This window comes from Novosphingobium resinovorum (assembly GCF_001742225.1).
GTDB lineage: Bacteria > Pseudomonadota > Alphaproteobacteria > Sphingomonadales > Sphingomonadaceae > Novosphingobium > Novosphingobium resinovorum_A.
In genome coordinates, this window is the sequence record NZ_CP017075.1 from 1,640,677 (window position 1) to 1,666,337 (window position 25,661).

Below are 25,661 nucleotides of genomic sequence, written 5' to 3' on the forward strand. Positions count from 1 at the left end.
ACCGTGACGGTCGGGGTCACCTAGGGGCCATGCGCGGCTTGGTCAAGCGGGCACGCAACTGTCCGATGCTGAAGCCCGTCAAGGGATCGCGCCAGCGACCTGCGATCTTCGCCGCCGGGTCAAGCACGAAGCGCCGCTCGCGAAAGGCCGGATGGGGAATCACGAGGTCGTCGGCGCCGTACGCACCGCCGTTCCACAGCACGATGTCGAGGTCGAGCACCCGCGCGCTCCAGGGCTTGCCCATGCGGCGGCGGCCGAACTTGTGCTCGATCTTCTGCAGCTTGTGGAGAAGTTCGTCCGGCTCGCGCTTAGAGCGCACCAGCGCCACGGCATTGGCATAGCGGCGGCGCGAGGGGCCGAGCGGCGCACTCTCGATCACCGGAGAGGCCGCGAGCAGTTCCAGCTTGCCATGGTCGAGCGCCTTCAGCGCGGCGCCCAGCACCTTGCGCGGGCACCCGTGGCGGTGGTGGCGCATGTTGGACCCCAGCGCCACAAGATAGCGATGCTTGCCCATTGACGCCCCCCTCTTCGATCAGATGTGCGGCGCTCAGATATCCTGGGCAACGCGCGTATAAAGCTGCGGCCGCCGATCGCGGAAGAAGCCCATGCCCGCACGATGCGTCGCCGCGCGGTCGAGGTCCAGCGTTGAAACGAGGACGCCGGTTTCCTCGCGCCCGAATTCGGCGATAAAGTCGCCCCATTCGTCGGTGATGAACGAATGGCCGTAGAACGTCTGCGCGCTGCCGCACTCGGTTTCGGCGCCGATGCGGTTGGCGGCGATCACCGGCATGCAGTTGGACACCGAATGCCCCACCATCGCTCGGCGCCACATGCGGCTGGTGTCGAGCGTGGCGTCGTAAGGCTCCGAGCCGATCGCGGTGGGGTAGAACAGCAGTTCCGCGCCCATCAACGCCATGACGCGCGCGCATTCGGGATACCACTGGTCCCAGCACACGCCCACGCCGATGCGGGTTCCGAACAGGTCCCAGACCTTGAAACCGTCGTTGCCAGGGCGGAAGTAGTACTTTTCCTCGTAGCCCGGACCGTCAGGGATGTGGCTCTTGCGGTACGTGCCCATGATCTCGCCGTCGGCGCCGATCATGGCGAGGGTGTTGTAATAGTGATGCCCGTCACGCTCGAAGAAGCTGGTCGGGATCGCGACCTTCAGCTTTGCCGCCAGCGCCTTCATGGCGATGACCGAGGGATGCTCCAGCGTCGGGCGGGCGAGCGCGAACAGCGCCTCGTCCTCGGTCTTGCAGAAATAGGGGCCGGAGAACAGTTCAGGCGGCAGCACGACCTGCGCGCCCTTCCCGGCCGCTTCCTCCACCAATGCGGAGACGGCGGCGATGTTCTCGGCCTCGTCGACGGAACCGAGGGCGAGTTGCAGGGCGGCGACAGTCAGCTGACGGGAGGGGATCTGGCGGGTCATGCGGCCTCAGTTATGGACTGGACCGCATGAAGTCCAGAGTTGGCCGTATCAGTCACGCTTGCGAAACAGCAGGGTCATGCGGTCGCTCTCGCCGATGGCCTGGTACTTCGCCTTGTCCTGGTCCTTGAGCGCATAAGTCGGCGGCAGCGTCCAGACGCCGTCGGGCCAGTTCGCGGTATCCTTGGGGTTGGCGCTGATCTCCGACTTGCCGACGAGGTCGAAGCCGTTCACTTCCATGAAGCGGATCACGTCCGCCTCGCGCAGGTAGCCCTTCGAACCGTCCGTGTAGGAATAAGGCGCGTCGGCCTTGGCGCGGTGCTGCTCGATACCGACGAGGCCGCCGGGCTTGAGCAACCCGCGCATCGCCTTGATCTCGCTGTCGGCGATGTTCCAGTTGAACAGGTTGTGCATCATGCGCGGGATGACGATGACGTCGAAGGTGCCCTTCTCGGCTTCCGGCACGGCGTCGAGGGTATAGGCGGAGAACTTGTCCGCCGACATGCCGGTGAACTTGGCGACATCGGCAGGGTACTGGGCGGCGGCCTTGCGAATGCCGTCCTGCCTGTCCGCCTTGAACGCGCCGCTGGTGGGGTCGAAGTAGAGCCCCACCAGATGCCCCTGCTGGCCGAGGTAAAGGCCGAGGAAGCGCGAGTACCACTCGCCGCCCGGCGCATATTCGCCGACCTTCATCTGCGGGCCGACGCGGAAGAACGACAGCGTCTCGACCGGATGGCGCGCGGCGTCGCGGGCACGGTCGTCCTTGCGCAGCGGGCTGGCGGCGGCGAGTTCGAGCAGCGCCTCGCAGCCCTTGCAGGCTTCGACCGGGGCTTTCTTCTCGGCAGCCTGGACGGAGAGCGGAGCGGCGACGAGGCCGAGAAGCGAGGACAGGGTCAGCAGGGCGCGGCGCATCGGGTTCTCTCCACGTGGATTTGAAGCGGCGCCGAGACTAGCCGACAACAGGCCAATGACAAGCGGACACCGCGTACCTATCTACCTGCCAATCCTTTCGACTTGAGGACATGTGACGAAGATGGAAACGGCAATCGTAGCTGGCGGGTGCTTCTGGTGCACCGAAGCGGTATTCCGCGACGTTGTGGGCGTAAGCACCGTGGAAAGCGGCTATATCGGCGGCGCGGTGGAGAACCCCACCTACAAGGCAGTCTGCTCGGGCGAGACCGGGCATGCGGAGGCGATCAAGGTCACGTACGACCCTGCGGTGATCTCCTATGCCGAAATGCTCGACGTGTTCCTCGGCACGCACGATCCGACGCAGCTGAACCGCCAGGGCAACGACATCGGCACGCAGTACCGCTCGGCGATCTTCCCGCTGGACGATGCGCAGGCCGCAGAGGCTCCTGCCGCGATCGCCCGCTGGGACGCGGAGCATTCGGGCGAGAAGGCGGTCACCACGATCGAAGGCCCAGCCCCCTGGTATCCGGCCGAGGATTACCACCAGGAGTACTGGGACGGCGAAGGCCAGCGCAATCCGTACTGCCTCGCAGTGATCCCGCCCAAACTGATGAAGCTGCGCAAGAGCTTCCAGAACAAGGTGAAGGCCTGAACTGAGGCCCGCCCCCGGCCCCTCCCGCAAGCGGGAGGGGAGAATGAAGCGCCGGCCTGCTCCCCTCCCGCTTGCGGGAGGGGTTGGGGGTGGGCCTCTGGCTTGGGGGTGGACCTCACAAATAAACAACCAGACGCTAATTCTTCAAATTTGGTAAATTCGCGAGTAATCGCCCTCCCCTGTTCCACCGAGGGACAGTGCAAAACCCGTGCTTTCCAAAACCCCAAGTAAATATACTGGTCCCGGTCGTCACTCACGCCATTTCGGGACACACGCCGTGGCTTCCATCCGTACCGTTTCGCTTTCGCTGGCCGCCATGGCTGCCGCCCTTTCAGCCACCCCGCTCCTCGCCGATTCCGGCATGATCGCAGGGATAGACGTCCTGAAGACCTGGAACCTCGTGGTGCTGGGCGATCTCACCTCGTCCTCGGAAGTCGAGGGGCGCACGTTCGTCGGCGGCGACCTCAACGGCAATTCGTCGAACTACCAGATCCAGGCCATTCCGGCGTCGAGCACCGGCACCCCCGGCCTCACGGTCGTGGGCGACGTCAACGGCGGCGCGAAGAACCTCAACAACGGTTCGGGAGCGGTGGTCGGCGGCAACGTCAACAGCGGCCTCAACCTCAACGGCGCGGCGCAGACGGTGCTGGTGGGCGGTTCGATCAGCAACACCAACGTCAACAACAACACCGTGACTTCGGGCCTCGCCTCGGGTGATCCGTCGTTCAGCCAGAACCTGACGCAGCAGGCGAGCCTCATCGAGACCTCGATGACCGGCCTCAGCCACGACATGAGCACCCAGACGGCGAACAGCCAGTTATCGATCAGCGGCAATCGCGGCACCTTCGACGCGCAGCCCGGTGCGAACGGCGTCGCGGTGTTCAACATCTCGGCCGCCGACCTCGACAAGATCGGCGAGATCCAGTTCAACCTCAACGGCGCGGACACCGCCATCGTCAACGTCTCGGGCGGGTCGATCACGCTCAACGACAACTTCCTGGGCGGCACCCAGAACCTCGGCGAACACGTGGTCTGGAATTTCTACGAAGCCAAGGACCTGTCGCTGACCACGGCATGGGGCGGCTCGGTGCTGGCACCCGGGGCGGCCGCGACGACCGGAAACTACATCCAGGGCTCAGCTGTGTTCGGCAGCCTCGTGCAGAACGGCGAGATGCACGTCGGCACCTACACCGGCAACTACACGCCGACCCCGACCGACCCCGGCACGCCGACCGAGGGATCGTCGTCTTCCTCGTCCTCGGGCGGCACCGAAGTGCCCGAGCCGGGCATGCTGGGCATGCTCGCCGCAGCGGTGGGCGGACTCATGTACTGGCGCCGCCGCCGCGCCAGCGCTGCCTGAGGCCACTACGGGGCGCTACAGTTTTGATCTTGTCTGGATAAAACAGGGGGTCATCCCCGCGAAGGCGGGGACCCATCTTATGCCGAATGAACAGGCACCGTCAGGAGATGGGTTCCCGCCTTCGCGGGAATGACGGCGATCAAACAAGCAGGACCAACATCCAAAAGAGAAAGGCAGAGTTTCCCCTGCCTTTTTCTTTGCCCGGAAGCCGCGCCTCAGTTCAGCGCGGAAACACCCAGGAAGTTCGGCACCGGACCGTTCCAGCTGCCGTCGTCGTGCGTCTCGACAGGGTCGCGGCGACGGCTGCGGCGCGGTTCTTCCGCCTTCGGCTCGCGGCGCGGAGCGCGCTCGGCACGGGGCTCCGGGCGAGCTTCCCGCTTCGGCTTCTCCTCGCGCACGGGCTTGGCTTCGCGCGCAGGCTTCGCCTCGCGAGCGGGCCTTGCGGCGCGGGCGGGTTTCGCCTCAACGGCCTCGCTCTCGACTTCACCGTCCAGCTGGTAGAGCGGGATCGGGCCGCCCGTCAGCTTCTCGACATTGCCGATCGCCTCGGCATCCTCGGGAGCGACGAACGTGAAGGCACGGCCGGTCGCGCCGCCACGACCGGTGCGGCCGATGCGGTGGACATAGTCGTCCGGGTGCCAGGGCGTGTCGAAGTTGAAGACGTGGCTGACGCCCTTCACGTCGAGACCGCGCGCGGCGACGTCGGACGCGCACAGGATGCTGACCTCACCCGCCTTGAAACGCTCCAGCTCCGCGTTGCGCGCGGGCTGGTCCATGTCGCCGTGAATCTCGCCGGCGGAGAAGCCGTGCTGCTTCAGGCTCTTGGCCAGTTCGCGCACCGTGGTCTTGCGGTTGGCGAAGACGATCGCGGACGTGACGTTGTCCGATCGCAGTATCTGGCGCAGGGCCTCGCGCTTCTTGCGCGCGGGCACCATGACCTTGTGCTGGACGATGTTGAGGTTGGTCGAGGCGGGACGTGCCACTTCGACGTACTTGGGGTTCGTCAGGAAGCGGTCGGCCAGCTTCTTGATGACCGGCGGCATCGTCGCCGAGAACAGCAGCGTCTGGCGATTCGCCGGCAACTTCGAGCAGATCGTCTCGATGTCCGGAATGAAACCCATGTCGAGCATGCGGTCGGCTTCGTCGATGACGAGCAGTTCGCAGCCGGTGAGCATGATCTTGCCACGCTCGAACAGGTCCATCAGACGACCCGGCGTGGCGATCAGCACGTCGACACCGGCGGACAGCGCCTTGAGCTGGTCGCCCATCTGCACGCCGCCGATCAGCAGCGCCATCTTGAGGTCGTGGTTCTTGCCGTATTTCTCGAAGTTCTCGGCCACCTGCGCGGCGAGTTCGCGCGTGGGTTCGAGGATCAGCGAGCGCGGCATCAGCGCGCGGCGGCGACCATGGCCGAGGATGTCGATCATCGGCAGCACGAAGGCAGCGGTCTTGCCGGTGCCGGTCTGGGCGATGCCGATCAGATCCTTCATCATCAGGACCGGGGGGATCGTCTGTGCCTGGATCGGAGTCGGCTCGGTATAGCCCGCAGCCTCCACCGCTTGCAGCAATTCGTCAGACAGGCCGAGATCGGCAAAGCTCATAGGCGTTTGGTTTTTCCGGAAAAATTTCAAGTAAAGCTGCGGAACGAAGCCGGGGCGGGCCAATGCGCCGCCCGCGACACATGCCGCGCGACAGCGGGCCATTTGCGGAAAAAGGCGGGAAAGTCAAGGAAATCCGCTAGGGAGCGCCAGTTCTTCCGATACGGACCGAATGCCCGTTAGCGATCCTGCTCCACCAACTGCCTTATGCGGGTCAAGGTGCAGCTCATTCCGCTGCGCGACAGCAGCGTGTCGCGATCCACGCAGACCCGCCCGTCCTCGTTACGCTCGATCAGGAAGCCGGAGTAGAAATCGCGCGCACGGCAGGACCGGGCGAGTTCGGCGCTGACCACCCGGCGGTCGCGCATGAACAGCAGCAACCGGTTGCCGCGATCGGGGCGCACGCTGACGATGCCGGAAGCGGGCAGGCAATTGCCCATCTTGCGCTCGGCGAACTCCACCCCGCCATCGGTCGGCATGCCGAAGAACATGTCTGGCATCGGCACCGACGCGCGCGGCGGCGAGATTCGGATCGTCATGCGCTGCTCGATGCGGACCTGCCAGGCATCCTGCGGCGCGACCTCGGGCAGCAGGCTGATCGCGAACGGCGCATCGGCGGCCAGCACGCCGGCTTCTATCGGGGGCCAGAGCGACACCTCGGCAGGCTCCACGCCCGCATCTTCCGGGCGCGGCACGCCGTCGCCGCCCCCTGCCGCCGGGAGCAGCAGGAGGAACGGATACAGCAGTGCGGAGGCAAAACTCATGTCGTCTTTCGTATCCCCGGAATCGACGCCGCATAGCGATGCCGACATGTCCGCCTTACGGCAAGAGCTTGAACCGACGCTTAACTTGTCCGCCACCGAGCGCCCGAACCGCCTTCGCAATTATCGCGCGTCGGTGATGAAACCCCATGCAGCATGTGCCATATCGCCAGGATGAACGACACCGCACCCGCCGGCTTTCTGAAGGAAGCCGCCGCCCTGCTCGGCCCGCGCGGCCTGACGACCGATCCTGAACTCGTGGCGCCCTGGCTTACCGACTGGCGCGGACGGTTTACCGGCCGGGCCTGCGCCCTCGCCTCTCCTGCCAATGTCGAGGAGGTGTCCGCTCTGGTACGCCTCTGCGCCGAACATGGCGTGCCGATCGTGCCCCAGGGCGGCAATTCCGGCATGTCCGGCGGCGCCACGCCCGACGAGAGCGGCACCGCGCTGCTCCTTTCGCTGCGCCGCATGAACGCGATTCGCGAGATCGACACCGAATCGGGCCGCGCGACATGCGAGGCGGGCGTGATTCTCCAGACGCTCCACGAAAGCGCCGAGGCGCAGGATCTGCGCTTTCCGCTGACGCTGGGCGGCAAGGGCTCGGCGACGGTGGGCGGGCTGATCTCCACCAACGCGGGCGGCTCGCAGGTGCTGCGCCACGGATCGATGCGCGCCCTGGTGCTGGGGCTGGAGGCGGTGCTCGCCGACGGACAGGTCTTCTCCCAACTCACCCCCCTCAAGAAGGACAACCGGGGCTTCGACCTCAAGCAGTTGCTGATCGGATCGGAAGGCACGCTCGGCATCGTCACCGCCGCGACCCTGCGCCTGTTGCCCGCCGTTGCCGAGCGGGTGGTGATCTGGGCGGGGGTCTCCTCCCTGCCCGCTGCCCGGACGCTGCTGCTTCACTGCGACGCGATGGAGGGCGAGGCGCTCGAAGGCTTCGAGGTCATGCCGCAGGCCAGCATCGACGCCGTCGTCGAACACCTCCCCACCGCCCGCCCCCCGCTGGAGGGGCGCCATGCGTGGCACGTGCTGATCGAAGTCGTCGCCGATCGGGCCCAGGCGGACAGCTTGCGCGACCGCTGCGAGGCGATGATGGCCGAAGCCTTCGAGAAGGATCTTGTCGAAGACGCCGCCCTATCCGCCAGCGAGTCGCAGGCCGAGGCGTTCTGGCTCATCCGCGAGACCGTCCCCCCCGCCGAGCGCGCACGCGGTCCGGCGGTGCAGCACGACATCTCGGTGCCGGTGGAGGCGATGCCCGCCTTCGTGGAGACGACCGCGCCGATGCTGGAAGCCGAGTTCCCCGGCACCGAGGCGATCGCCTTCGGCCACCTCGGCGACGGCAACGTGCACTACCACGTCATCGCCCCGGGAGCCGCCGACGCGCGCGCCTGGAACGCGACCGAGGGCAAGGCGATCAGCCGCAGGGTCCACGATCTCGTGACGCAATGGGGCGGCTCGATCTCGGCCGAGCACGGGATCGGCCAGCTCAAGCGCGACGAACTGGCCCGGCTGGGCGATCCGGTGGCGCTGTCGATGCTGCGCGCGGTCAAGCAGGCGCTCGACCCCCGGGGGCTGCTCAACCCCGGCAAGCTCGTCTGACGCGGCAACGAAACATCCTGCACCGAATCGCCGGATATGGGGAGGTCTCGCGCTTGCGCGGCCGCCCCGCAGCCTCTAAAGCCACGCCCTTCCAAAGACTGACCACCCCTCGCGGAGAGTACCCATGGCCAGCGTGCCTCAGAATCCTGCACTGCCCTTGTTCTACAAGGACCTCATCCCGCTCAACTCGCAGCAGCACGCCAACTGGAAGACCCGTTCGACCGACAAGGCCACCTGGCTGGCCGGCATCAACTCGGTGCCGCTGACGGTCGAGGAATTCCCGCAGGCCCAGCGCAACTTCCCGATCATCTTCACCGCAGGCGAGAACCCGATTCCGCTGGTGCTGATGGGCATGAACGAAGGCACCAACGTGTTCGTCGATGAAGACGGCACGGTGAACACCCCCGTCTACATCCCCGCCTACGTGCGCCGCTACCCCTTCATGCTGGCCAAGCTGCGCCCGGATTCAGACGAGCTTTCGCTCTGCGTCGACCCGTCCAGCGACCTCGTCGGCGAGATCGAGGAAGGCGAGCGCCTGTTCGACGACGAAGGCCAGCCGACCGACACCACCACCAACATGCTCAAGTTCTGCGAGAACTTCGAGATCGCGGGCAACAAGACAGCGCAGTTCATGGCCGAACTCGAGAAGCACAAGCTGCTCATGGACGGCGAACTGAACATCGACGTGGGCGCGGCCCAGCCCTTCAACTACCGCGGCTTCCAGATGGTCGACGAGAACAAGCTGCGCGAAGTGCGCGGCGACGTCCTGCGCCAGTGGAACCAGAACGGCCTGCTCGGCCTGATCTACGCGCACCTGTTCTCGCTGGAACTTGTCCGCGACATCTTCGGCCGCCAGGCATCGCAGGGCAAGGTGCCGAACTTCACGCCGCCCGCCGCACCGGTCGCGGACGGCGTCGCGGATGACGTGAACGCCTGATTCACCTTCGTGGAGCGGGCGTTATGACACTTTTGTCACAGTCCCGCTCCATTCGATTAGCGTTACGGATAGTTCGCTGGACATTTCTTATGCGTCCTGCTTCACGAATCGCTTGAATGTCGGATCGGGTCGGCCTATGTAGGTCTTGCCCGGCCGGCGCTACCCTCATGGCCCGTTCGGGTTGGTGCACATTGTGCACCTCCTCCCTGAACCTTGGCCACCTCGTGCATCGCACGAGGTGGTTTTTTAATGCCCTCAAGGAATTACTCGCTGACTAACGCGTGATCGGCTCTAGCGTTATAATCGATGGCTGCCCGACTTCGCGGGTATGGCGAACGGTGTTTCAGTCAAACGAAATCACGCTCTACTCCGCCGCCAGCGACCAGTCCTGCGCGCCCGCGTCACGCCCAAGTTCCGCAACGACGCTGCCCAGACGGCGCACCAGCCCCGCCAGATCCTCGATCATCCCCACCATCTGCTCGGACGGTTCGACCAGCGCCGAATCGAGATAGCGGCTGCGATCCACCTCGATCTGCAGCGCGTGAATGCCGCCGCGCGGATCGCCATGCCGTTCCAGCACATAACCACCGGCGTAAGGACGATTGTGCGCCGCCTCGCGCCCGACTTGGGCGAAATGGGCGAAGGCGGAAGCGACGACGCTGCCATGACTGCTCGCCCCGAAGCGGTCGCCAATCACGACTTGCGCGCTGGCGACGCCGGGCCGCGACGGCAGCGGCGGCATCGAGTGCAGATCGATCAGCAAGGCCGCACCCCACCGCTCGCGCAGCGTCGACAGCGCCTTGGCGATCGCTGCGTGGTAGGGTTCGTGCACTCCGGCGAGCCGCTCGGCAAGATCGGCCGCTCCCAGCCGCCGCCGCCACAGATCGCCCTGCACGGGGAGGCGCCGGGGAATGAGGCCCAGCCCACCCCGAACACGCCGACTTGCCGTGGGAACACCCTCCGATGGCCGAGCCTCGCGCTGGAACATCTCCCAGTCGATGTCGTCCGGCGCACGGTTGAGGTCGATCATCGCGCGCGGTGCGTTGGCCACGATCAGGCTCGCGCCCGTGGCCTCGGCAATGCCGCGCGCCATGAGGTCGACATAACGGTCCTCGAGCTTGAGCGCCGCCGTCGGACCATGGCGAAAATCGGCGAGAAGTGCCCGGGGATAATGACGCCCGCCATGCGGCGCCGCGATCAGGACCGGGATCGCGGAAGGGTTGACCTCGGCGAGAAAGAACGCCGGAACACCGGGAGCGCCGGGAATTCGGCCGCCGCCCGTACCCTGGCCCACACCTTGCCACCCGGCTTGCGAATCGTTCTCACCCAATGCCCCGCTCATCCCTTCAAGCTGTGCGTTTCATACCGTCCTGTCAAAGCGTCCCGATACCGGTCACCTCCGAATAGGGACAAGAAATATAAACGCTTACCCTGTATGCCTACGGACAGACGCACGGCGAAGCCGATGCCAGAACACAACGCACAAGACTGGACACCTGCGATGATCCGCATCCTCCTCGCCGAAGACGACGACGCAATGCGCACCTACCTGGCCCGCGCGCTGCAGAACGCGGGCTACAGCGTGGTCGCGGTCGATCGCGGGACCGAGGCGATCCCCCATCTGAAGAACGACGATTTCGACCTGTTGCTGTCTGATATCGTCATGCCCGAAATGGACGGGATCGAGCTTGCGCAAAGGTGCGCCGAGATTTCGCCCTCGACCAAGGTGATGTTCATCACCGGATTCGCCGCCGTGACCCTGCGTGCCAGCCGCGAGGCGCCCCAGGCCAAGGTGCTCTCGAAGCCCTTCCACCTGCGCGATATCGTGATGGAAGTGCAGCGCGTCTTCGGCCTTGCCGAGCACGCCACGCTCTGAGCGAAATTTTTTCTCACAAGGCCCTTGCCAGCCAAAAGAAGCGCAGCTAGAGGGCCAGTCCTCCGGCGGGGACACTCGCCGGAGCGCTCTAATGGAGACCTACGGTTCGCCGCAGGAAACCATGAATGGAATGGGCGTATAGCTCAGTGGTAGAGCACTATGTTGACATCGTAGGGGTCGCAAGTTCAATCCTTGCTACGCCCACCATTCCAGAAACCCCGCCGGTCTTGCGACCAGGCGGGGTTTTTCTTTAGCCGCGAATCTTCAGGCCGTAGCGAGAGCGCCCTGCCCTTCCGGAGACGGCACGCCCGGCCACGCCGTCGTCGTCTCGAAGAAGCGCGAGACGTCGTGCAGCGCCCCATCGACCACCATCAGTTCCGCCGGAGGCGCATGGCCGATGAAGTGGATGGGGCTGGCCGTCAGGCCATAGGCACCGCTGTTGTGGACCGCGATCACGTCGCCTTCGCTCAGCGTCGGCAGCACCACCCCGCCCGCCAGCCGGTCGATCGAGGTGCACAGCGGCCCGGTCACGTCGTAGGTGCCCGTCTCCGCTCCGCCGCCGACACGGTGCATCTTGTAGTTGCGGCGAATCACCATGCCGAAATGCCCGGAGGCAGGCAGGTGGTTGTTCATGCCGCCGTCGCAGATTGCGATGGACACGCCCCGCGACTGCTTGAGCGAAACCACCCGTACGAGGAAATAGCCCGCCTCGGCCACGAGATAGCGGCCCAGTTCCAGCTTTAGCCGGGTGTGGGCGAAGCGCGGGTCCGCGCGGAAGCTCGCAATGTCGGGCAGGATCGCGGAGGCCACGGCCTCCAGCGGCAGCGGCGTGTCTCCCTCGTGGTACGCCACGCCCAGCCCCGAGCCGAGGACGAGGCTATCGGGTGCGAGGTCCACAGCCTCGCACAAGTCGGCGAAGATCGAGAGGAAGCCCCGGTAGTTCTCGACGATGGCGTCGGGCTTCAGGCACTGGGTGCCGGAATAGATGTGCAGCCCGGCAAGGCGCAGGCCTGGCATTGCGACGATCTGCTCCAGCGCCTCGCGGGCATCGGGCAGGTCAATGCCGAACGGGCTCGGGCGCCCGGCCATCTGGTCGCCGAAGCCGCGCGGGACGGAATCGGGCGCGATCCGCAGCAGCACCCGCTGGACACGGCCTGCGGCGCGGGCAACCTCGTCCGCAATTCCAGCTTCGCGCAAGGATTCGAGCACCAGCAGGCCGACCCCGCCGAGGACTGCCTCGCGAATCTCGAATTCGCGCTTGCCGGGGCCGGTGAAGCTCACGAGTGCCGGGTCCCACCCGGCCTGCAGCGCCAGCCGGAATTCGCCGATGGACGAGACGTCAAGCAGGTCGACCCGCCCGACCATCCATTTCAGCAGTGCCGGGTTGGGGTTGCACTTGACCGCGAAGCTGAGCGCCAGCTGGTCGTCGAGGGCATGGCGGAGCGCGGCGATCCTCTCGGCGATGGCCTCGGTGAAGTACACGAAGGACGGAGTGCCGAACTGCTCGGCCGCCGCCGCCAGCCAGGTGTCGCGATCCGCCGCGTTCATACCCGTTCGCCAGCGAAGCGGGTGATGCGCGCGGGCGTGTCGAAGTTCTCCAGCGTTACCTCGTCGGCGCGAATCTCGATCCCGGCCTCCTGCTCGACGAAGGCAATGAGGGAGATCATCGCGATCGAATCGAGCATGCCGGACGAGAACAGGCAGGTGTCGGGATCGACGACCCCGTCGTAGCCGGAGATCGCCTGAAGGTTCTGGATGATCCTGTCGGTGGTGAGGGCCATGTGCATTGCTCCTAGATCGAAAGTTGCGGACGTTCGGCGCCCGGGGTGCTCAGGCGTACCACCTCCGGCCGGGCCAGTTTGCCGCTGGCGGTACGCGGCATCGGCGCGTTCCAGACATGGATCGCGCGCGGCACCATGTAGGCAGGCATGACCTTGCGGCAGTAGGCCAGCAGCCCCTCGCGCGTGGCGCCGGGGGCGAGCGTGGCGGCGACCTGGACGCTCTGGCCGAGCAGGTCGTCGGCGACACCGAAGACGACCACGTCGGCGGCCATGCCGCTGCGGTGGACGATGTCCTCGACCTCGTCGGGGCTGATGCGGAAGCCGCTGCTCTTGATCAGGGCATCGCGGCGCGAGACGAACCACAAGTCACCGTCCTCGTCCACGCGCACGATGTCGCCGCTGTAGACCACCGGCTCCTCGCCGATCAGCGCGGCGAGTTCGGGACAGGGCCTGATCTTCTCGGCCGTGGCGTCCGGGCGGTTCCAGTAGCCCTGGCTGACGAAGGCGCCGCGGTGGACGAGTTCGCCCTGCTCTCCCGGTCCGGCGATGCCGATACCTTCACGGATGACGTAGACTTCGTTCTCCGGCACCGCGCGGCCGATCGCGCCCATCTTGGCGGCGAACTTCTCGGGAGGCAGGTAGGTGGAGCGGAACGCCTCCGTGAGACCGTACATGAGATAGATGCGCGTATCCGGCAGCAGCGCAGGCATCCGCTCGAGGATGTTCAGCGGGATCTTGCCGCCCGAATTGGTGACGAGCCGCAGCGAAGGCAGCACCTCGCCCGAGGCGTCGAGCAGGCGGATGAACTGGATCCAGAGCGGAGGCACCGCCGCGAAGCCGGTCACTCGCTGCTCGCGGATGACGCGCACGATCTCGGTCGCCATCGCGACGGGCTGGTGGACCACCGTGCCGCCGACGAGCATCATGGTAGTGAGCTGGTTGAAGCCGTAGTCGAAGCTGTAGGGCAGCACGCTGAGCAGCCTGTCATCGCCCCGCAGTTCGAGATAGGCGGTGACCGAACGCGCGCCGCTGACGATGTTCGCGTGCGTGAGCATCACCCCCTTGGGCCGCCCGGTCGAGCCGGACGTGTAGATGATCGCCGCAAGGTCGCCGTCATCGCGCGAGATCGGCACTTCGGGCTCGGCTGCGGGCAGATCGTCCCAGAGTTGCATGCCTGCGGCGGGCGCCCCGCCCGCGACCAGCACCGCCAGCGCATGGCCTCCGGGCAGCGCGGCCGCCGCTCCGCCTTCGAGGATCGCCCCGCGCGCGCCGCTGTCCTCGATGACGTAGTGGAGTTGCTCGCCGGCCCAGACGGTGTTGACGTTGACGAAAACGCAGCCGATCCGGCTCACCGCCAGCATCGCCGCCACCTCGCGCATGCCCTTGCGAACCTGCACGACCACGCGGTCGCCGGGCTGCAGATCGCTCGCCGCGAGGAAGGCGCAGACGCGGCCCACTTCGGCGGCGACCTCGGCGTAAGTCCAGCTGCGGTCGGGATCGACGAGGAACGTCTTGGCCGCGTGTTCGGGCAGGTTGTGCGCGAACAGATCGAAGACGGTGCGGACGGCGCGGCTCACAGGAGCGGCCCCAGGCGAGGATAAATCCGGGCAGGCGAGCCAACGCAGACCGAGTCCGAAGGCACGTCGGTCGACACAGCCGTGTTGGCGCCGATGCGCACCCGGTCGCCGATGCGGATGTTGCCCAGCACCGTCGAATTCGTACCGATGAAGACGTCGTCGCCGATCGTCGGCACGCCCCGCTTCATGTTGGTGCCGATGGTGACGTTGTGCATCACCCCCAGCCGGTCGCCGATGACCGCCTCGGGGTGGATCGAGAGCGACCCCTCGTTGTTGACGATATGGAATGCGTCGCCGATCGTGACCTGCGGCGGAATCCAGATCTTGGTGATGTTGGCCACGAACAGGTTCATGAAGCCATAGACCTTCGAAGCCAGCTTGCGGCCCAAAGCGCTGCGCCGCTGCAGCCCCCATCGGCCGAAGCGATAAACGCACAGCGAGATGAACGCCCCGTTGGTGACCGAACTGCCGTGCCGCCGATAATCCTCGCGCATCGTCTGCCAGGCCGAGGGACGCCGCGCGCGCTCGCCGTGCGCGGCGGTGTCAGGCAAGATCGAGCGTTCTATCGATTTCGTCGGTATCCGCGTAAAAAACATCGTCGCCTCCCGTACCCACTACCACCGAATAGTCCTGACCCTGCCGGTCGGTCAGCAACTTGAGCGCCACCACCGCTCGCGAAGGAGGCTGGATCACCAGCGCCCGTGCCTTGGCCGGCATCATCACCAGCCCATGAACAAGATGACTTCCCTCGACCCCCGCGACCACCTGTGCGCCCGCGCAGGCATCGACGATCTCCTCCAGCGTCGCGTTCGAAGGGTCGAGCACGCGAAAGCCGTGCCGCGCCGCCAGATGCTCCGCAACCTGCCGCTCGTTGCCGAGCACCCGCCGGTCGCCGGTCGTGCCACGCAGGAGGAAGACCCCGCAATGCCCGCTCCGATCGTGACCGACGAGCCGCCGCCGCAGATCGTCCGCCCGGCGCCGCTTGTGATCGTTGTGCGGCACGTCGTCGAACACCACGAGTTCGTCGAACAGCACCGCCCCTGCCCGCGTCGCCGCCATGCCGAGCCTGCGCTCATAGTCGGGCTGATGCCCCTTCGCAGGCAGCGTCGCCATCGGCACGCCTGCGCCTTCGGCCAAGCGGTAGGTCAGGCAGTCGTCGCTCAGCCAGTTACCGAACCACCGATTGCCGACCCAGCTTTCGTAGAAGGCCGATCGCCCTGCCACGCGCCGCACCATGCCCAGCGGCCGGCGACCCGCGCGCGGCCTCAGGTGGCGCGTCGCCGCACCGGCGTAGAGCACGCCGTCCAGCACCAGCGCCTTGCGGAAGGCGTAACCCATCGTCGGGTTCTGCGGCACGTCGAAGCCGCCGCGAAAGTCGCGGACAACCTCGGCCACCGTGGCGAATTCGGCCCCCCGGATGCGCTCGATCTGGTTGGAGAGCATCAGCGCCGGCTTCACGTAGACCGCGCCGCCCGGTGCGACCTCCCACCGATCGCTGGCGCGCACCACGATGTCGTCGGGCTTGCGGCCGAAGAGGCGCGACAATCCCTGCAGGGTCGGACGAATGGAGGGGCGCATGATCACCGACCTTCCGGCTTCAACGGCAACCCATGCGCAATTCGCGGATCATGGCATTGAAACGGCGTGCATCGATCACTGTCGGGTCCTGTTCAATATTTGCGATATTCTCCCGCAAATACTTCCACACGACCCGCCCTCTGCGTATCCGAGGCGACCGGAACGGAGTATCCCTTAGGCAAAGGCCCTAGTAGAATTGCCCAGCCGCCGACGATGAGACCGGCGCACCGCGCTTATCGGCCTTTCCAGACCGGTGTGCGCTTCTCCGCGAAGGCACGCGCGCCCTCCCTCGCGTCCTCGGACGTGAAGACATGCTCCACATAAGGCGTCTGGTGTTCGTTGATCCGATCAATCGGCCACAGCCATGAATCGCGCACGATCCCCTTGGATGCCGCCAGCGCAAGCGGACCGTTCGCCGCGATCGCCCGCGCCAGTTCACGCGCGACCTCGACCGCCGGGCCGTCGGTGACGCGGTTGATGAGGCCCAGTTCGAGCGCCCTCTCGGCTCCGATCGGCTCGCCGGTCAGTGCCAGTTCCATCGCCAGGGCGCGGGGCAACAGGCGCGGGAGTTGCACCAGACCGCCTCCCGCCGCGACCAGCCCACGCTTGACCTCGGGAATGCCGAAGCGTGCATTTTTGTTCGCGACGATGAGATCGCATGCAAGTGCCAGTTCGAAGCCGCCTGCCAGCGCCGGCCCATCGACCGCCGCGATGATCGGCTTGCCGGGGGTCCACGTGCAGATGCCGCCGAAGCCGCCGCGCTCATCCACCGGCAGTTCGCCGTTCAGGAAACCCTTGAGGTCCATGCCTGCGCAGAAGCTGCCACCCGCGCCCGTCAGGATCGCGCAGCGCAGGTGATCCGCCGATTCGAGCCGGTCCATCGCCGCCGCGATTCCCGCCGCCGCCACCTTTGTCATCGCATTGCGCTGCTCGGGCCGGTTGATGGTGACCTCCAGCACGCCATCGCACTCGGCCAGCAACACTTCCTCGCTCATCCTGCCCTCCTCTCCTGCACTTAGTGACAGGCACGGGGACGAACCCGGCCTGCAAAGCCGCTGTCGGTGCTGTCACACCCCAGTCTCGGCCTTGCCATGGGGCGCAGCCGTGCCTAGAGACTGCCGCAATTCTCACCCCAGGGGAGTCCCTTTAGAATGGCAAAGATCAAGGTTGTGAACCCCGTCGTCGAAATGGACGGCGATGAAATGACCCGCATCATCTGGCAGTGGATCCGCGAGCGTCTGATCCTCCCCTACCTCGACATCGACCTCAAGTACTATGACCTCTCGGTCGAGAAGCGCGACGAGACCGGTGACCAGATCACCATCGACGCCGCCAACGCGACCAAGGAATTCGGCGTCGCCGTCAAGTGCGCCACCATCACCCCCGACGAAGCCCGCGTCGAGGAATTCAGCCTCAAGAAGATGTGGAAGTCGCCCAACGGCACCATCCGCAACATCCTCGGCGGCGTCGTCTTCCGCGAGCCCATCGTGATCTCGAACGTGCCCCGCCTGGTTCCGGGCTGGACCGACCCGATCGTCGTCGGCCGTCACGCTTTCGGCGACCAGTACAAGGCCACCGACACCCTGATCCCCGGCGCCGGCAAGCTGCGCCTGGTGTGGGACGGCGAGAACGGCGACAAGATCGACCTCGACGTGTTCGACTTCCCGGCTCCGGGCGTCGCCATGGCGATGTACAACCTCGACGAATCGATCCGCGACTTCGCGCGCGCCTCGTTCAACTACGGCCTCAACCTGGGCTGGCCGGTCTACCTGTCGACCAAGAACACGATCCTCAAGGCTTATGACGGCCGCTTCAAGGATCTGTTCCAGGAAGTGTTCGACAAGGAAGGCTTCGCCGAGAAGTTCGCCGCCGCCGGCATCATCTACGAGCACCGCCTGATCGACGACATGGTCGCCTCGGCGCTCAAGTGGTCGGGCAAGTTCGTCTGGGCCTGCAAGAACTACGACGGCGACGTCCAGTCGGACACCGTCGCGCAGGGCTTCGGCTCGCTGGGCCTGATGACCTCGGTTCTGCTCTCGCCCGACGGCAAGACCGTCGAGGCCGAAGCCGCGCACGGCACCGTGACCCGTCACTACCGCCAGCACCAGCAGGGCAAGGCGACCTCGACGAACCCGATCGCGTCGATCTTCGCCTGGACCCGCGGCCTTGCCTATCGCGGCAAGTTCGACGGTACGCCGGACGTCGTGAAGTTCGCCGAGACCGTCGAGCGCATCTGCATCGAAACCGTCGAGAGCGGCAAGATGACCAAGGATCTCGCGCTGCTGATCGGTCCGGACCAGAGCTGGATGACCACCGAGCAGTTCTTCGAGGCTATCGTCGAGAACCTCGAGACCGAAATGGCCACCTGGGCCTGATCCTTCGGTCGGTTGAATGAAAAAGGCCCGCCCCCTCAGACGAGGGGGCGGGCTTTTTCTTTTGTTCCTCCCCGAGCTTGTCTCGGGGAGGTGGCAGCCCGTCAGGGCTGACGGAGGGGGAATTGTTCGAACGCTCCCCCTCCACCACCTGCTACGGCGGCGGTCCCCCTCCCCGAGACACGCGCGGGGAGAAATCGTTCAGCGCTACTCCACCGCCCAGGGCTCCTCGCCCTCCAGCTTGGTGCGGTGCATCATCCGCCCGCAGTTCGGATCGTAGGCTTCGGCGCGGTGCATGGTGCCGGTGTTGTCCCAGATTACGAGATCGCCCACCGACCATTCGTGGCTATAGGTGAACTCCGGCCCCGTCGCCCATTCGCGCAGGCCATGGATGATCCGCGCGCTCTCCAGGTGGTCGACGCCCTGCACGTGATGGCAGGTGCAGCCCAGCACCAGCGACTTGCGCCCCGAGGCGTGCTTCCACACCAGCGGCAGCACCTTCTCGCCGATGCCCTGCATGATCTTGAGCTTCGCGAGGCTCGGCTCCGGCTCGTAGTAGAACAGCGAGGCCCAGGGTCCATGGAGCACGCGCAAGTCGTCGTAGTACGCCTTGTCCTCGTCCGACAGCGCGTCGTAGGCGGCATAAGTATTCGAGAACCCGGTGTTGCCCGTGCCCTTCGGGCTCGGCACCTTGCACGACAGCAGCGAGGCGAGGATCGGCACTTCGTTGCGGGTGCCGTCGATGTGCCAGTAGAGCGAGCCCTTGAGATACTCGGCGCTGGCCGGATTTTCCTTCACGTCGAGCGTGATCTTGCTCGGGCCACCGTCCGGACCCTCGGGCGCATATTCGCCGAGCGTCTTGGTGAAGGCGATCTGCTCCGCGTCGTCGAAGCCCACTTGCGGGAATACCAGAATACCGCGCGCTTCCAGTTCCTCGCGAAGCTGCGCGGCGAGTTCGCCGGAAAGCAGTTCTTCCTTCGAGTTGAGGATGCGGCTGCCGATCTGAGGCTTGATATGCTCAGTCTTCAACTGAGTCGTCGTGGTGGCGACCGTCATGGTCATGTCTCCCAAGGATGCCGTATGAGAACGCTGTTATCACGTTCTTCGTCCCGCATCCGGGAGAATCAAGCAGGCTTGCGCGCACCGCGCCAAGCGCAAGGCGAATCAGCGCCCGCGCGTTATGTGTTCGGCCCGTATCCAGACGGGTGTATCAGGCCGCCAGCTTGTCCAGCCAGCCTTCGACGATGCGGATCGCTTCGGCATGGCCGGTCTTCACGCCAAGCCCCTGCTCCATCACCACCGCGCGGCCGATGCCCGCAAGGACCACGCTGAACCCGGCGGCATCGAAACCGTCGAGCCGGTCCAGCCTGTCACCAAGCATGTGCTTGAGAATCTCGACCTGCCGGGCGCGCATCTCCTCACTGTGCTGCGCCATGTATTCGCGCACGGCCGGACGGTGGTTTGCGAGCGCCATGAATTCCAGCGCCATTGCCACTCGGCTGGTGTCGATGAAGAAACCCCACAGCGCCCGCAGCGGATCATCGGAGGCCAGCGCTTCCTCGATCATGCGGTCGCTCTGCGCGGCGCCCTGGCGCGAAACTTCGACCAGCAGATCGTCTGTGGTCGGGAAATAGTAATGCACCAGCGAGGGCTTGAGCCCCGCCCGCGCAGCCACGCGCCGCGTGCTGACGGAGGCGTAGCCTTCGTCGCGGATCAACTGATTGGTAGCCTCGACGATAAGCGCCCGTGTCGCTGACGTTTCGGCTCCGACCCTGCGCGCTGCGCCTGCCATGAAATTCCCCTTTCGTGCCCGCCTAAGGGTGCAGCGCAGCAAGATCAACCTGTCAGGGGCAGATTGACTTTTGTTCTTATTTTGTTCACATGTCTTGCATGGAAACGATCAAGGGCAGAGGAGCGGTCAGCGGCGCAGCAAGCACGCGCTTCAACCTGTCTGCGCGCGAAGCGGACGGCGACTGGCTCGATGCGATGGAGACGGTGGATGGCCCGTCCCGCAATCCCGCCACGACGGTGACGGAAGAACACCCGCGCTCGATCCTCTCGTTCAACAAGTCGCCCGACGTTCCGTTCGACCGGTCGGTGAACGCCTACCGGGGCTGCGAACATGGCTGTATCTACTGCTTCGCCCGCCCCACACACGCTTTCCATGACTTGTCGCCCGGCCTCGATTTCGAAACGAAGCTGTTCGCCAAACCCATAGCCGCGAAGCTGCTGCGTGAGACGCTGGCAAAGCCTGGCTACAATCCCGCACCGATCGCAATGGGCACCAATACCGACCCATACCAGCCGATCGAGACGCGCTATCGCATCACGCGCGAGGTTCTGGAACTCTGCCTAGACGTGGGCCATCCGGTGACGATCACCACCAAGTCCGACCGCGTGCTGCGCGACCTCGACCTTCTTGAGAAACTGGCCACGCGCAATCTCATCCATGTCGGTATATCGGTGACCAGCCTCGACCCGGTGCTGTCGCAGAAACTGGAACCCCGCGCCGCCTCTCCTGCCAAGCGCATGGCCGCGCTGGGGCGACTGGCCGAAGCCGGGGTTCCGGCCCATGTCTCGATCGCGCCGGTCATTCCCTCGATCACCGACAGCTTCATGGAAAGCATTCTCGAGGACGCCGCCGCGCGGGGCATTCGCTCGGCCTCATGGATCGTGATCCGCCTGCCGCACGAAGTCGCGCCGCTGTTCCGTGAATGGCTCGAGGCGCATTTCCCGGAGCGTGCGGGCAAGGTTATGGCGACAATCCGCTCGATCCGGGGCGGGCGGGACAATGATCCGAATTTCGTAACCCGCATGAAGCCGCAAGGCGTCTGGGCCGACCTGTTTCGTCGCCGGTTCCGCGTCGCGGCCTCCCGGCTGGGTATGAACACCCCGCACGTCGCGCTCGACTGCACGCAGTTTCGCCGCCCCTCGCTGGACGGGCAACTCTCGCTGCTTTGACAGGCCGATCCGCCCTTGGCCCGCGTTTCAGGCAACTTCGCTGAAAACCGCGCGTTGCTCCTGCCAGAAAGCCTCAAGGGACAGGAGTTCATAATGGCAGAAGAAACCGTCACCACCGAACAGCCGACGACTGCGGCACCGGGTCACACCACCATCATCCGCGAAACCCGGACCACGGGCGGCGGCACCGGCATCGTCATGGCCCTCGTGCTGCTCGTCGCCATCATCGGCGGCATCTACCTGTTCAGCCAGAACAGCGAGACCGCCAAGGACAACGCGATCGCAGAAGCCGCCAACGATGTGGGCAATGCCGCCACCAAGGTCGGCGATGCCGCTCAGGATGCGGTCAAGACCGACAAGTGACCTCGGCGAAGGCAGCCCCGCGCCGGGGGCTGCCGCCATGTCACGCCGCCATCGCCACCCGCTCCGGCCCGCGCTTGGCGGTCAGCGAAACGTTGGTGATCCCTTCCACGCTCTGAAGGTGCTCGGCAAATTCACCGTCGAGCGCGAAGTCGCGGCCAAGCCGGACTTTTTGCGTCCGCCCGTCGCCGAGGTGCAGCGTCGCGATCACTTCACCCGCACCGCGCTCCCCGGGACGCATCAGCAGAGCCAGTTCCTGCACCGCCTCGACCCGATCGATGTCGAGCTTGAGGACCATGCGCGCATCGGCCTTCACTTCGTTCAGCGGCTTGCCACCCCGCACGGTGATGCGCGGGGGTTCGTCCGGGCTCGGCGAGTCCAGTTCGACGTTGAGCAGGATGCAGGCGCCTTCCTTGGCCCACTTCACGAAATTCTCGACCAGGCTCTCCTCGAAGCACGAGGCCGAGAAATTGCCTGACGAATCCGAGAAATCGGCCATCACGAAGTCCTTGCCCTTGCGGGTCTTTCGCTTCTGGACGTTCTCGACCATCGCCGCCATCACCGCGCCGGTGCGGCCACCGCCGCCTCCGCCTGCCATGAGACTAGAGTAGGTCCGAGCACCGTTTGCCGATGCTACCGCGCGATACGCTTCCACCGGATGCGCGGCGAAGTAGAAACCGAAGGTCTCGCGCTCCTTGGCCATCTGGTCGGCACGGTCCCACTTGTCCGCTTCGACGAGGCGTAGCCCCTGCTCGACGTGATCCTCGCCGCCAAAGAGGCCACCCTGTGTCGAATTGCGCTCGCGCGAGGAACGATCCGCTTCGGCCAGCAAGGTATCGGCGTTGGCGAGAACCTTAGCACGATTGGGCTCCAGCGCATCGAAAGCCCCCGCAGCGGCAAGGCTTTCAAGCTGACGACGGTTCATCGAACCTGCAGGTGCCCGGCGGAACACATCGTCGAGATCGACGAAAGGTCCATTCGCCTCACGCTCGGCGACGATGGCGTCCATCGCCTTTTCACCGACGTTGCGGATGCCCGCCAACGCATAGCGCACGGCATGGCTTTCCGCCGTTTCCTCGACGATGAACTCGGCTTCGGACTTGTTGATGTCAGGCGCGGCGAGTTCGATGCCGTTACGGCGTGCGTCATCGACGAAGATCGCCAGCTTTTCCGATTGGTGCATGTCGAAGCACATCGCGGCGGCATAGAATTCGTGCGGGTAATGCGCCTTGAACCAGGCGGTGTGGTATGCCAGCAGCGCGTAGGCGGCGGCGTGCGACTTGTTGAAGCCGTAGCCGGCGAACTTGTCGATCAAGTCGAACAGTTCGTTGGCCTTGGCCGCCTCGATCCCCGAGACTTCCTTGCAGCCGTCAACGAAGCGCTGGCGCTGCTTGTCCATCTCAGCCTGGACCTTCTTGCCCATCGCGCGGCGCAGAAGGTCGGCGTCACCCAGCGAGTAGCCTGCCAGGATCTGCGCGGCCTGCATGACCTGCTCCTGATAGACGAAGATGCCATACGTTTCGCCGAGGATGCCCGCCAGCTTGTCGTGCGGATACTCGATCGGCGCGAGGCCGTTCTTGCGCTGGCCGAACAGCGGGATGTTGTCCATCGGACCCGGACGATAAAGCGAGACGAGCGCGATGATGTCGCCGAAGTTGGTCGGCTTCACTGCTGCCAGTGTGCGGCGCATGCCTTCCGATTCCAGCTGGAACACGCCCACGGTGTCGCCGCGCTTGAGCAGTTCGTAGACGCCCGGATCGTCCCACGCGAGGGTCGAGAGATTGATGGTGATCCCGCGCCTCTCGAGCAGGTCGCAGGCCTTGCGCAGCACCGACAGCGTCTTGAGGCCAAGGAAGTCGAACTTCACCAGGCCGGTGTCCTCGACATATTTCATGTCGAACTGGGTCACCGGCATGTCGGAGCGCGGATCACGGTAAAGCGGCACCAGCTGCGCCAGCGGACGGTCGCCGATCACGACGCCCGCCGCGTGAGTCGAGGAGTTGCGCGGCAGGCCTTCCAGCTGCACCGCCAGATCGACCAGACGGCGCACTTCGCGGTCGTTGTCGTACTCGCGCTTGAACTCCGCGACCGGCGGATCCTTGGTCACGCCGTGCGCCTTGCGGCCCTGGATCGTCTCGGTCAGCGTCCAGGGATCGGTCGGGTGGTTCGGGACCATCTTGCACAGCGAATCGACGCGGCCATACCCCATCTGCAGGATACGGCCGCAGTCGCGCAGCACCGCGCGGGCCTTCATCTTACCGAAGGTAATGATCTGCGCGACGTGGTCATGCCCGTACTTCTTCTGGACGTAGCGGATCACTTCGCCGCGCCGCGTTTCGCAGAAGTCGATGTCGAAGTCGGGCATCGAGACGCGTTCCGGGTTGAGGAAGCGTTCGAACAGCAGGCCCAGCTTCAGCGGGTCGAGGCCGGTGATGGTCAGCGCCCAGGCGACCAGCGAGCCCGCGCCCGAACCGCGCCCCGGCCCCACCGGAATACCGTTGTCGCCCGCCCACTTGATGAAGTCGGCGACGATCAGGAAGTAGCCGGGGAAGCCCATGCCGACGATGATATTGACCTCGAAATCGAGGCGCTCGGCATATTCCAGGAAGTCCTCGGTGACGCCCTTCTCACGCAGGATTTCATAGGCGGCGCGGCGTTCGTCACCGGTGAGGGCCATTGCCTCGTCCAGTTCCTGCTCGGTCACCTCGGGCCAGTAGGGCGCCAGACGGGCGGCAAGGCCACGGCGCGAATCGTCGGCGAGCATGCGCGCCTCGCCTTCGCGGTCACCGGCAAGGCTGGGCAATAGCGGCTTGCGGCGCGGCGGCACGTAGGCGCAGCGCTGCGCGACGACGAGGGTGTTCGCCAGCGCCTCGGGCAGATCGGCGAACAGCTCCGCCATCTCGGCGGCGGGCTTCACCCAGCGCTCGGACGAGGAGCGCGGGCGATCGGCGGCGTCCACTTGCGTCGAGTTGGCGATGCACAGCAACGCGTCGTGCGCGGCGTGGAAGCTGCGGTCGGAGAACTGCGCCGGATTGGTGCCGACAAGCGGGATGTCGCGGTTGTAGGCGAGCGCGATCAGGTCTTCCTCGCTCTCGTCCTCCTCGGGCTCGCCGGTGCGGGTGATCTCGACATAGAGGCGGTCGCCGAACAGGGACTGCAGCGTGTCGCAGTAGCTCTCCGCCTGTTCGTGACGGCCCGCCGCGAAAAGGCGCGCCAGCGCGCCCTCATTGCCGCCGGTCAGGCAGATCAGTCCGTCGGTATGGCCGCGCAGCGATTCCAGCTCGACGTGCGGGTCCAGTTCCAGCGGGCGCCCAAGGTGGGCGCGGCTGACGTGATCGCACAAGTTTAGCCAGCCCGCCTCGTTCTGCGCGAACAGGGCAAGCCAGTCGATCGCGCGCTCCTGTCCCTGCTTGGCGGCACCCGGACGGGCAACCGCGAGGAAAGTGCCGACGATCGGCTGCACACCCGCGCCCTTCGCCGCCCCTGCGAAGATCGGCGCGGCATAGAGCCCGTTACGGTCGCATAGCCCCGCGGCGGGGAACTTGCGCTCCTTGGCCAGCTTGGCGATCGCCTTCGGGTCGATCGCGCCGTCCAGCATGGTGAAGCTGGAGAAGATGCGGAGCGGTACGAAGGGAGCATGCGGCATCCGGCAAATCTATGCACTGCCCCCCGGCCCGATCAAGGCCATCGCGTGACAAGGCAGGGGATACATCGGGACATGGTTAACCCTGGACGATGAAGCGGCCTTCATCCCACGGCCCGAAACGTTCGAGCGAGCAGCCATTCTCCCGTGAAAGTCCCGTTCGAGCAACGATTTGCAACGCCAGCCTCTTGCGCCGCGCCAACACGAAGCGTTAACGACATTGCGTTAGGTGCATATGTGGACGTCCGGAGAGGCCGGACGTGAT

The 25,661-nt window shown here is 65.6% G+C and carries 23 protein-coding genes and 1 tRNA gene; 9 read left to right on the forward strand and 15 right to left on the reverse strand.

Annotation, left to right across the window (positions count from 1 at the left end; translation table 11 throughout):
* Positions 1-16: 16 nt before the first annotated feature.
* The 3 genes from folK to BES08_RS07625 are packed head-to-tail and all read right to left on the reverse strand — an operon-like array spanning position 17 to position 2,338.
* Positions 17-514: a 2-amino-4-hydroxy-6-hydroxymethyldihydropteridine diphosphokinase gene (folK, locus tag BES08_RS07615; RefSeq protein ID WP_069708002.1), complete on the reverse strand. Its 498-nt coding sequence runs from the start codon at positions 512-514 to the stop codon at positions 17-19.
* A 33-nt stretch (positions 515-547) separates the two neighbouring features.
* Complete coding sequence (gene aguB, locus BES08_RS07620; RefSeq protein ID WP_069708003.1) at positions 548-1,429, reverse strand: N-carbamoylputrescine amidase; 882 nt, start codon at positions 1,427-1,429, stop codon at positions 548-550.
* 48 nt (positions 1,430-1,477) lie between these two features.
* The gene (locus BES08_RS07625; protein WP_069708004.1) at positions 1,478-2,338 is read right to left on the reverse strand and encodes a class I SAM-dependent methyltransferase; all 861 of its coding nucleotides are present in this window, start codon (positions 2,336-2,338) and stop codon (positions 1,478-1,480) included.
* A 121-nt stretch (positions 2,339-2,459) separates the two neighbouring features.
* Between BES08_RS07625 and msrA the strand changes: the two genes are divergently transcribed.
* Both msrA and BES08_RS07635 read left to right on the forward strand, forming a co-directional pair.
* A complete protein-coding gene (msrA, locus tag BES08_RS07630; protein WP_069709184.1) occupies positions 2,460-2,990 on the forward strand; it encodes a peptide-methionine (S)-S-oxide reductase MsrA in 531 nt (176 codons plus the stop codon).
* A 277-nt stretch (positions 2,991-3,267) separates the two neighbouring features.
* Positions 3,268-4,350, forward strand: a complete 1,083-nt coding sequence (locus tag BES08_RS07635; RefSeq protein ID WP_156799810.1) for a choice-of-anchor A family protein — start codon at positions 3,268-3,270, stop codon at positions 4,348-4,350.
* 215 nt (positions 4,351-4,565) lie between these two features.
* On the opposite strand, the gene BES08_RS07640 is transcribed toward BES08_RS07635, so the two are convergent.
* On the reverse strand, positions 4,566-5,951 hold the full coding sequence (locus BES08_RS07640) for a DEAD/DEAH box helicase (RefSeq protein ID WP_069708005.1): 1,386 nt from the start codon (positions 5,949-5,951) through the stop codon (positions 4,566-4,568).
* A 176-nt stretch (positions 5,952-6,127) separates the two neighbouring features.
* A complete protein-coding gene (locus BES08_RS07645) occupies positions 6,128-6,712 on the reverse strand; it encodes a hypothetical protein (protein ID WP_036523835.1) in 585 nt (194 codons plus the stop codon).
* A 153-nt stretch (positions 6,713-6,865) separates the two neighbouring features.
* Between BES08_RS07645 and BES08_RS07650 the strand changes: the two genes are divergently transcribed.
* Positions 6,866-8,311: an FAD-binding oxidoreductase gene (locus BES08_RS07650; protein ID WP_069708006.1), complete on the forward strand. Its 1,446-nt coding sequence runs from the start codon at positions 6,866-6,868 to the stop codon at positions 8,309-8,311.
* A 124-nt stretch (positions 8,312-8,435) separates the two neighbouring features.
* Complete coding sequence (locus BES08_RS07655; RefSeq protein WP_008829751.1) at positions 8,436-9,248, forward strand: SapC family protein; 813 nt, start codon at positions 8,436-8,438, stop codon at positions 9,246-9,248.
* Positions 9,249-9,612: 364 nt separating this feature from the next.
* On the opposite strand, the gene BES08_RS07660 is transcribed toward BES08_RS07655, so the two are convergent.
* Entirely contained in the window at positions 9,613-10,578 is a 966-nt protein-coding gene (locus tag BES08_RS07660; protein ID WP_083274746.1) for an N-formylglutamate amidohydrolase, read from the reverse strand.
* A 171-nt stretch (positions 10,579-10,749) separates the two neighbouring features.
* Between BES08_RS07660 and cpdR the strand changes: the two genes are divergently transcribed.
* Both cpdR and BES08_RS07670 read left to right on the forward strand, forming a co-directional pair.
* Positions 10,750-11,124 (forward strand): cell cycle two-component system response regulator CpdR, encoded by a 375-nt coding sequence (gene cpdR / locus BES08_RS07665; RefSeq protein ID WP_008829749.1) that lies wholly within the window; start codon positions 10,750-10,752, stop codon positions 11,122-11,124.
* A 132-nt stretch (positions 11,125-11,256) separates the two neighbouring features.
* Positions 11,257-11,331, forward strand: a tRNA-Val gene (locus BES08_RS07670).
* 57 nt (positions 11,332-11,388) lie between these two features.
* Here BES08_RS07670 and BES08_RS07675 read toward each other — a convergent pair.
* From BES08_RS07675 to BES08_RS07700, 6 genes are all read right to left on the reverse strand, one after another.
* Positions 11,389-12,672: a type III PLP-dependent enzyme domain-containing protein gene (locus BES08_RS07675; RefSeq protein ID WP_069708008.1), complete on the reverse strand. Its 1,284-nt coding sequence runs from the start codon at positions 12,670-12,672 to the stop codon at positions 11,389-11,391.
* Positions 12,669-12,905 (reverse strand): acyl carrier protein, encoded by a 237-nt coding sequence (locus tag BES08_RS07680; protein ID WP_008829747.1) that lies wholly within the window; start codon positions 12,903-12,905, stop codon positions 12,669-12,671. The genes BES08_RS07675 and BES08_RS07680 overlap by 4 nt, the downstream gene beginning before the upstream one ends.
* A gap of 11 nt (positions 12,906-12,916) precedes the next feature.
* Entirely contained in the window at positions 12,917-14,482 is a 1,566-nt protein-coding gene (locus tag BES08_RS07685) for an AMP-binding protein (RefSeq protein ID WP_069708009.1), read from the reverse strand.
* Positions 14,479-15,033 (reverse strand): serine O-acetyltransferase, encoded by a 555-nt coding sequence (locus BES08_RS07690; protein WP_083274627.1) that lies wholly within the window; start codon positions 15,031-15,033, stop codon positions 14,479-14,481. The genes BES08_RS07685 and BES08_RS07690 overlap by 4 nt, the downstream gene beginning before the upstream one ends.
* Entirely contained in the window at positions 15,026-16,060 is a 1,035-nt protein-coding gene (locus BES08_RS07695) for a glycosyltransferase family 61 protein (RefSeq protein WP_069709186.1), read from the reverse strand. Before BES08_RS07695 ends, BES08_RS07690 begins: the two co-directional genes overlap by 8 nt.
* Positions 16,061-16,293: 233 nt before the next feature.
* On the reverse strand, positions 16,294-17,055 hold the full coding sequence (locus BES08_RS07700) for a crotonase/enoyl-CoA hydratase family protein (RefSeq protein ID WP_069708010.1): 762 nt from the start codon (positions 17,053-17,055) through the stop codon (positions 16,294-16,296).
* Between the two features lie 156 nt (positions 17,056-17,211).
* Between BES08_RS07700 and BES08_RS07705 the strand changes: the two genes are divergently transcribed.
* Positions 17,212-18,435, forward strand: coding sequence for an NADP-dependent isocitrate dehydrogenase (locus BES08_RS07705; protein WP_008829742.1), 1,224 nt, complete (start codon positions 17,212-17,214; stop codon positions 18,433-18,435).
* Positions 18,436-18,639: 204 nt separating this feature from the next.
* Here the strand turns inward: BES08_RS07705 and BES08_RS07710 are convergent, their stop codons facing one another.
* The gene (locus BES08_RS07710; protein ID WP_069709187.1) at positions 18,640-19,488 is read right to left on the reverse strand and encodes a TauD/TfdA dioxygenase family protein; all 849 of its coding nucleotides are present in this window, start codon (positions 19,486-19,488) and stop codon (positions 18,640-18,642) included.
* 154 nt (positions 19,489-19,642) lie between these two features.
* Positions 19,643-20,224, reverse strand: coding sequence for a TetR/AcrR family transcriptional regulator (locus BES08_RS07715; protein WP_008829740.1), 582 nt, complete (start codon positions 20,222-20,224; stop codon positions 19,643-19,645).
* Between the two features lie 98 nt (positions 20,225-20,322).
* Here BES08_RS07715 and BES08_RS07720 point away from each other — a divergent pair, with 98 nt between their 5' ends.
* Entirely contained in the window at positions 20,323-21,393 is a 1,071-nt protein-coding gene (locus tag BES08_RS07720) for a PA0069 family radical SAM protein (RefSeq protein ID WP_069708011.1), read from the forward strand.
* A gap of 93 nt (positions 21,394-21,486) precedes the next feature.
* The gene (locus BES08_RS07725) at positions 21,487-21,756 is read left to right on the forward strand and encodes a hypothetical protein (RefSeq protein WP_069709188.1); all 270 of its coding nucleotides are present in this window, start codon (positions 21,487-21,489) and stop codon (positions 21,754-21,756) included.
* Positions 21,757-21,796: 40 nt separating this feature from the next.
* Here the strand turns inward: BES08_RS07725 and dnaE are convergent, their stop codons facing one another.
* A complete protein-coding gene (gene dnaE / locus BES08_RS07730) occupies positions 21,797-25,399 on the reverse strand; it encodes a DNA polymerase III subunit alpha (RefSeq protein WP_069708012.1) in 3,603 nt (1,200 codons plus the stop codon).
* Between the last annotated feature and the right edge of the window lie 262 nt (positions 25,400-25,661).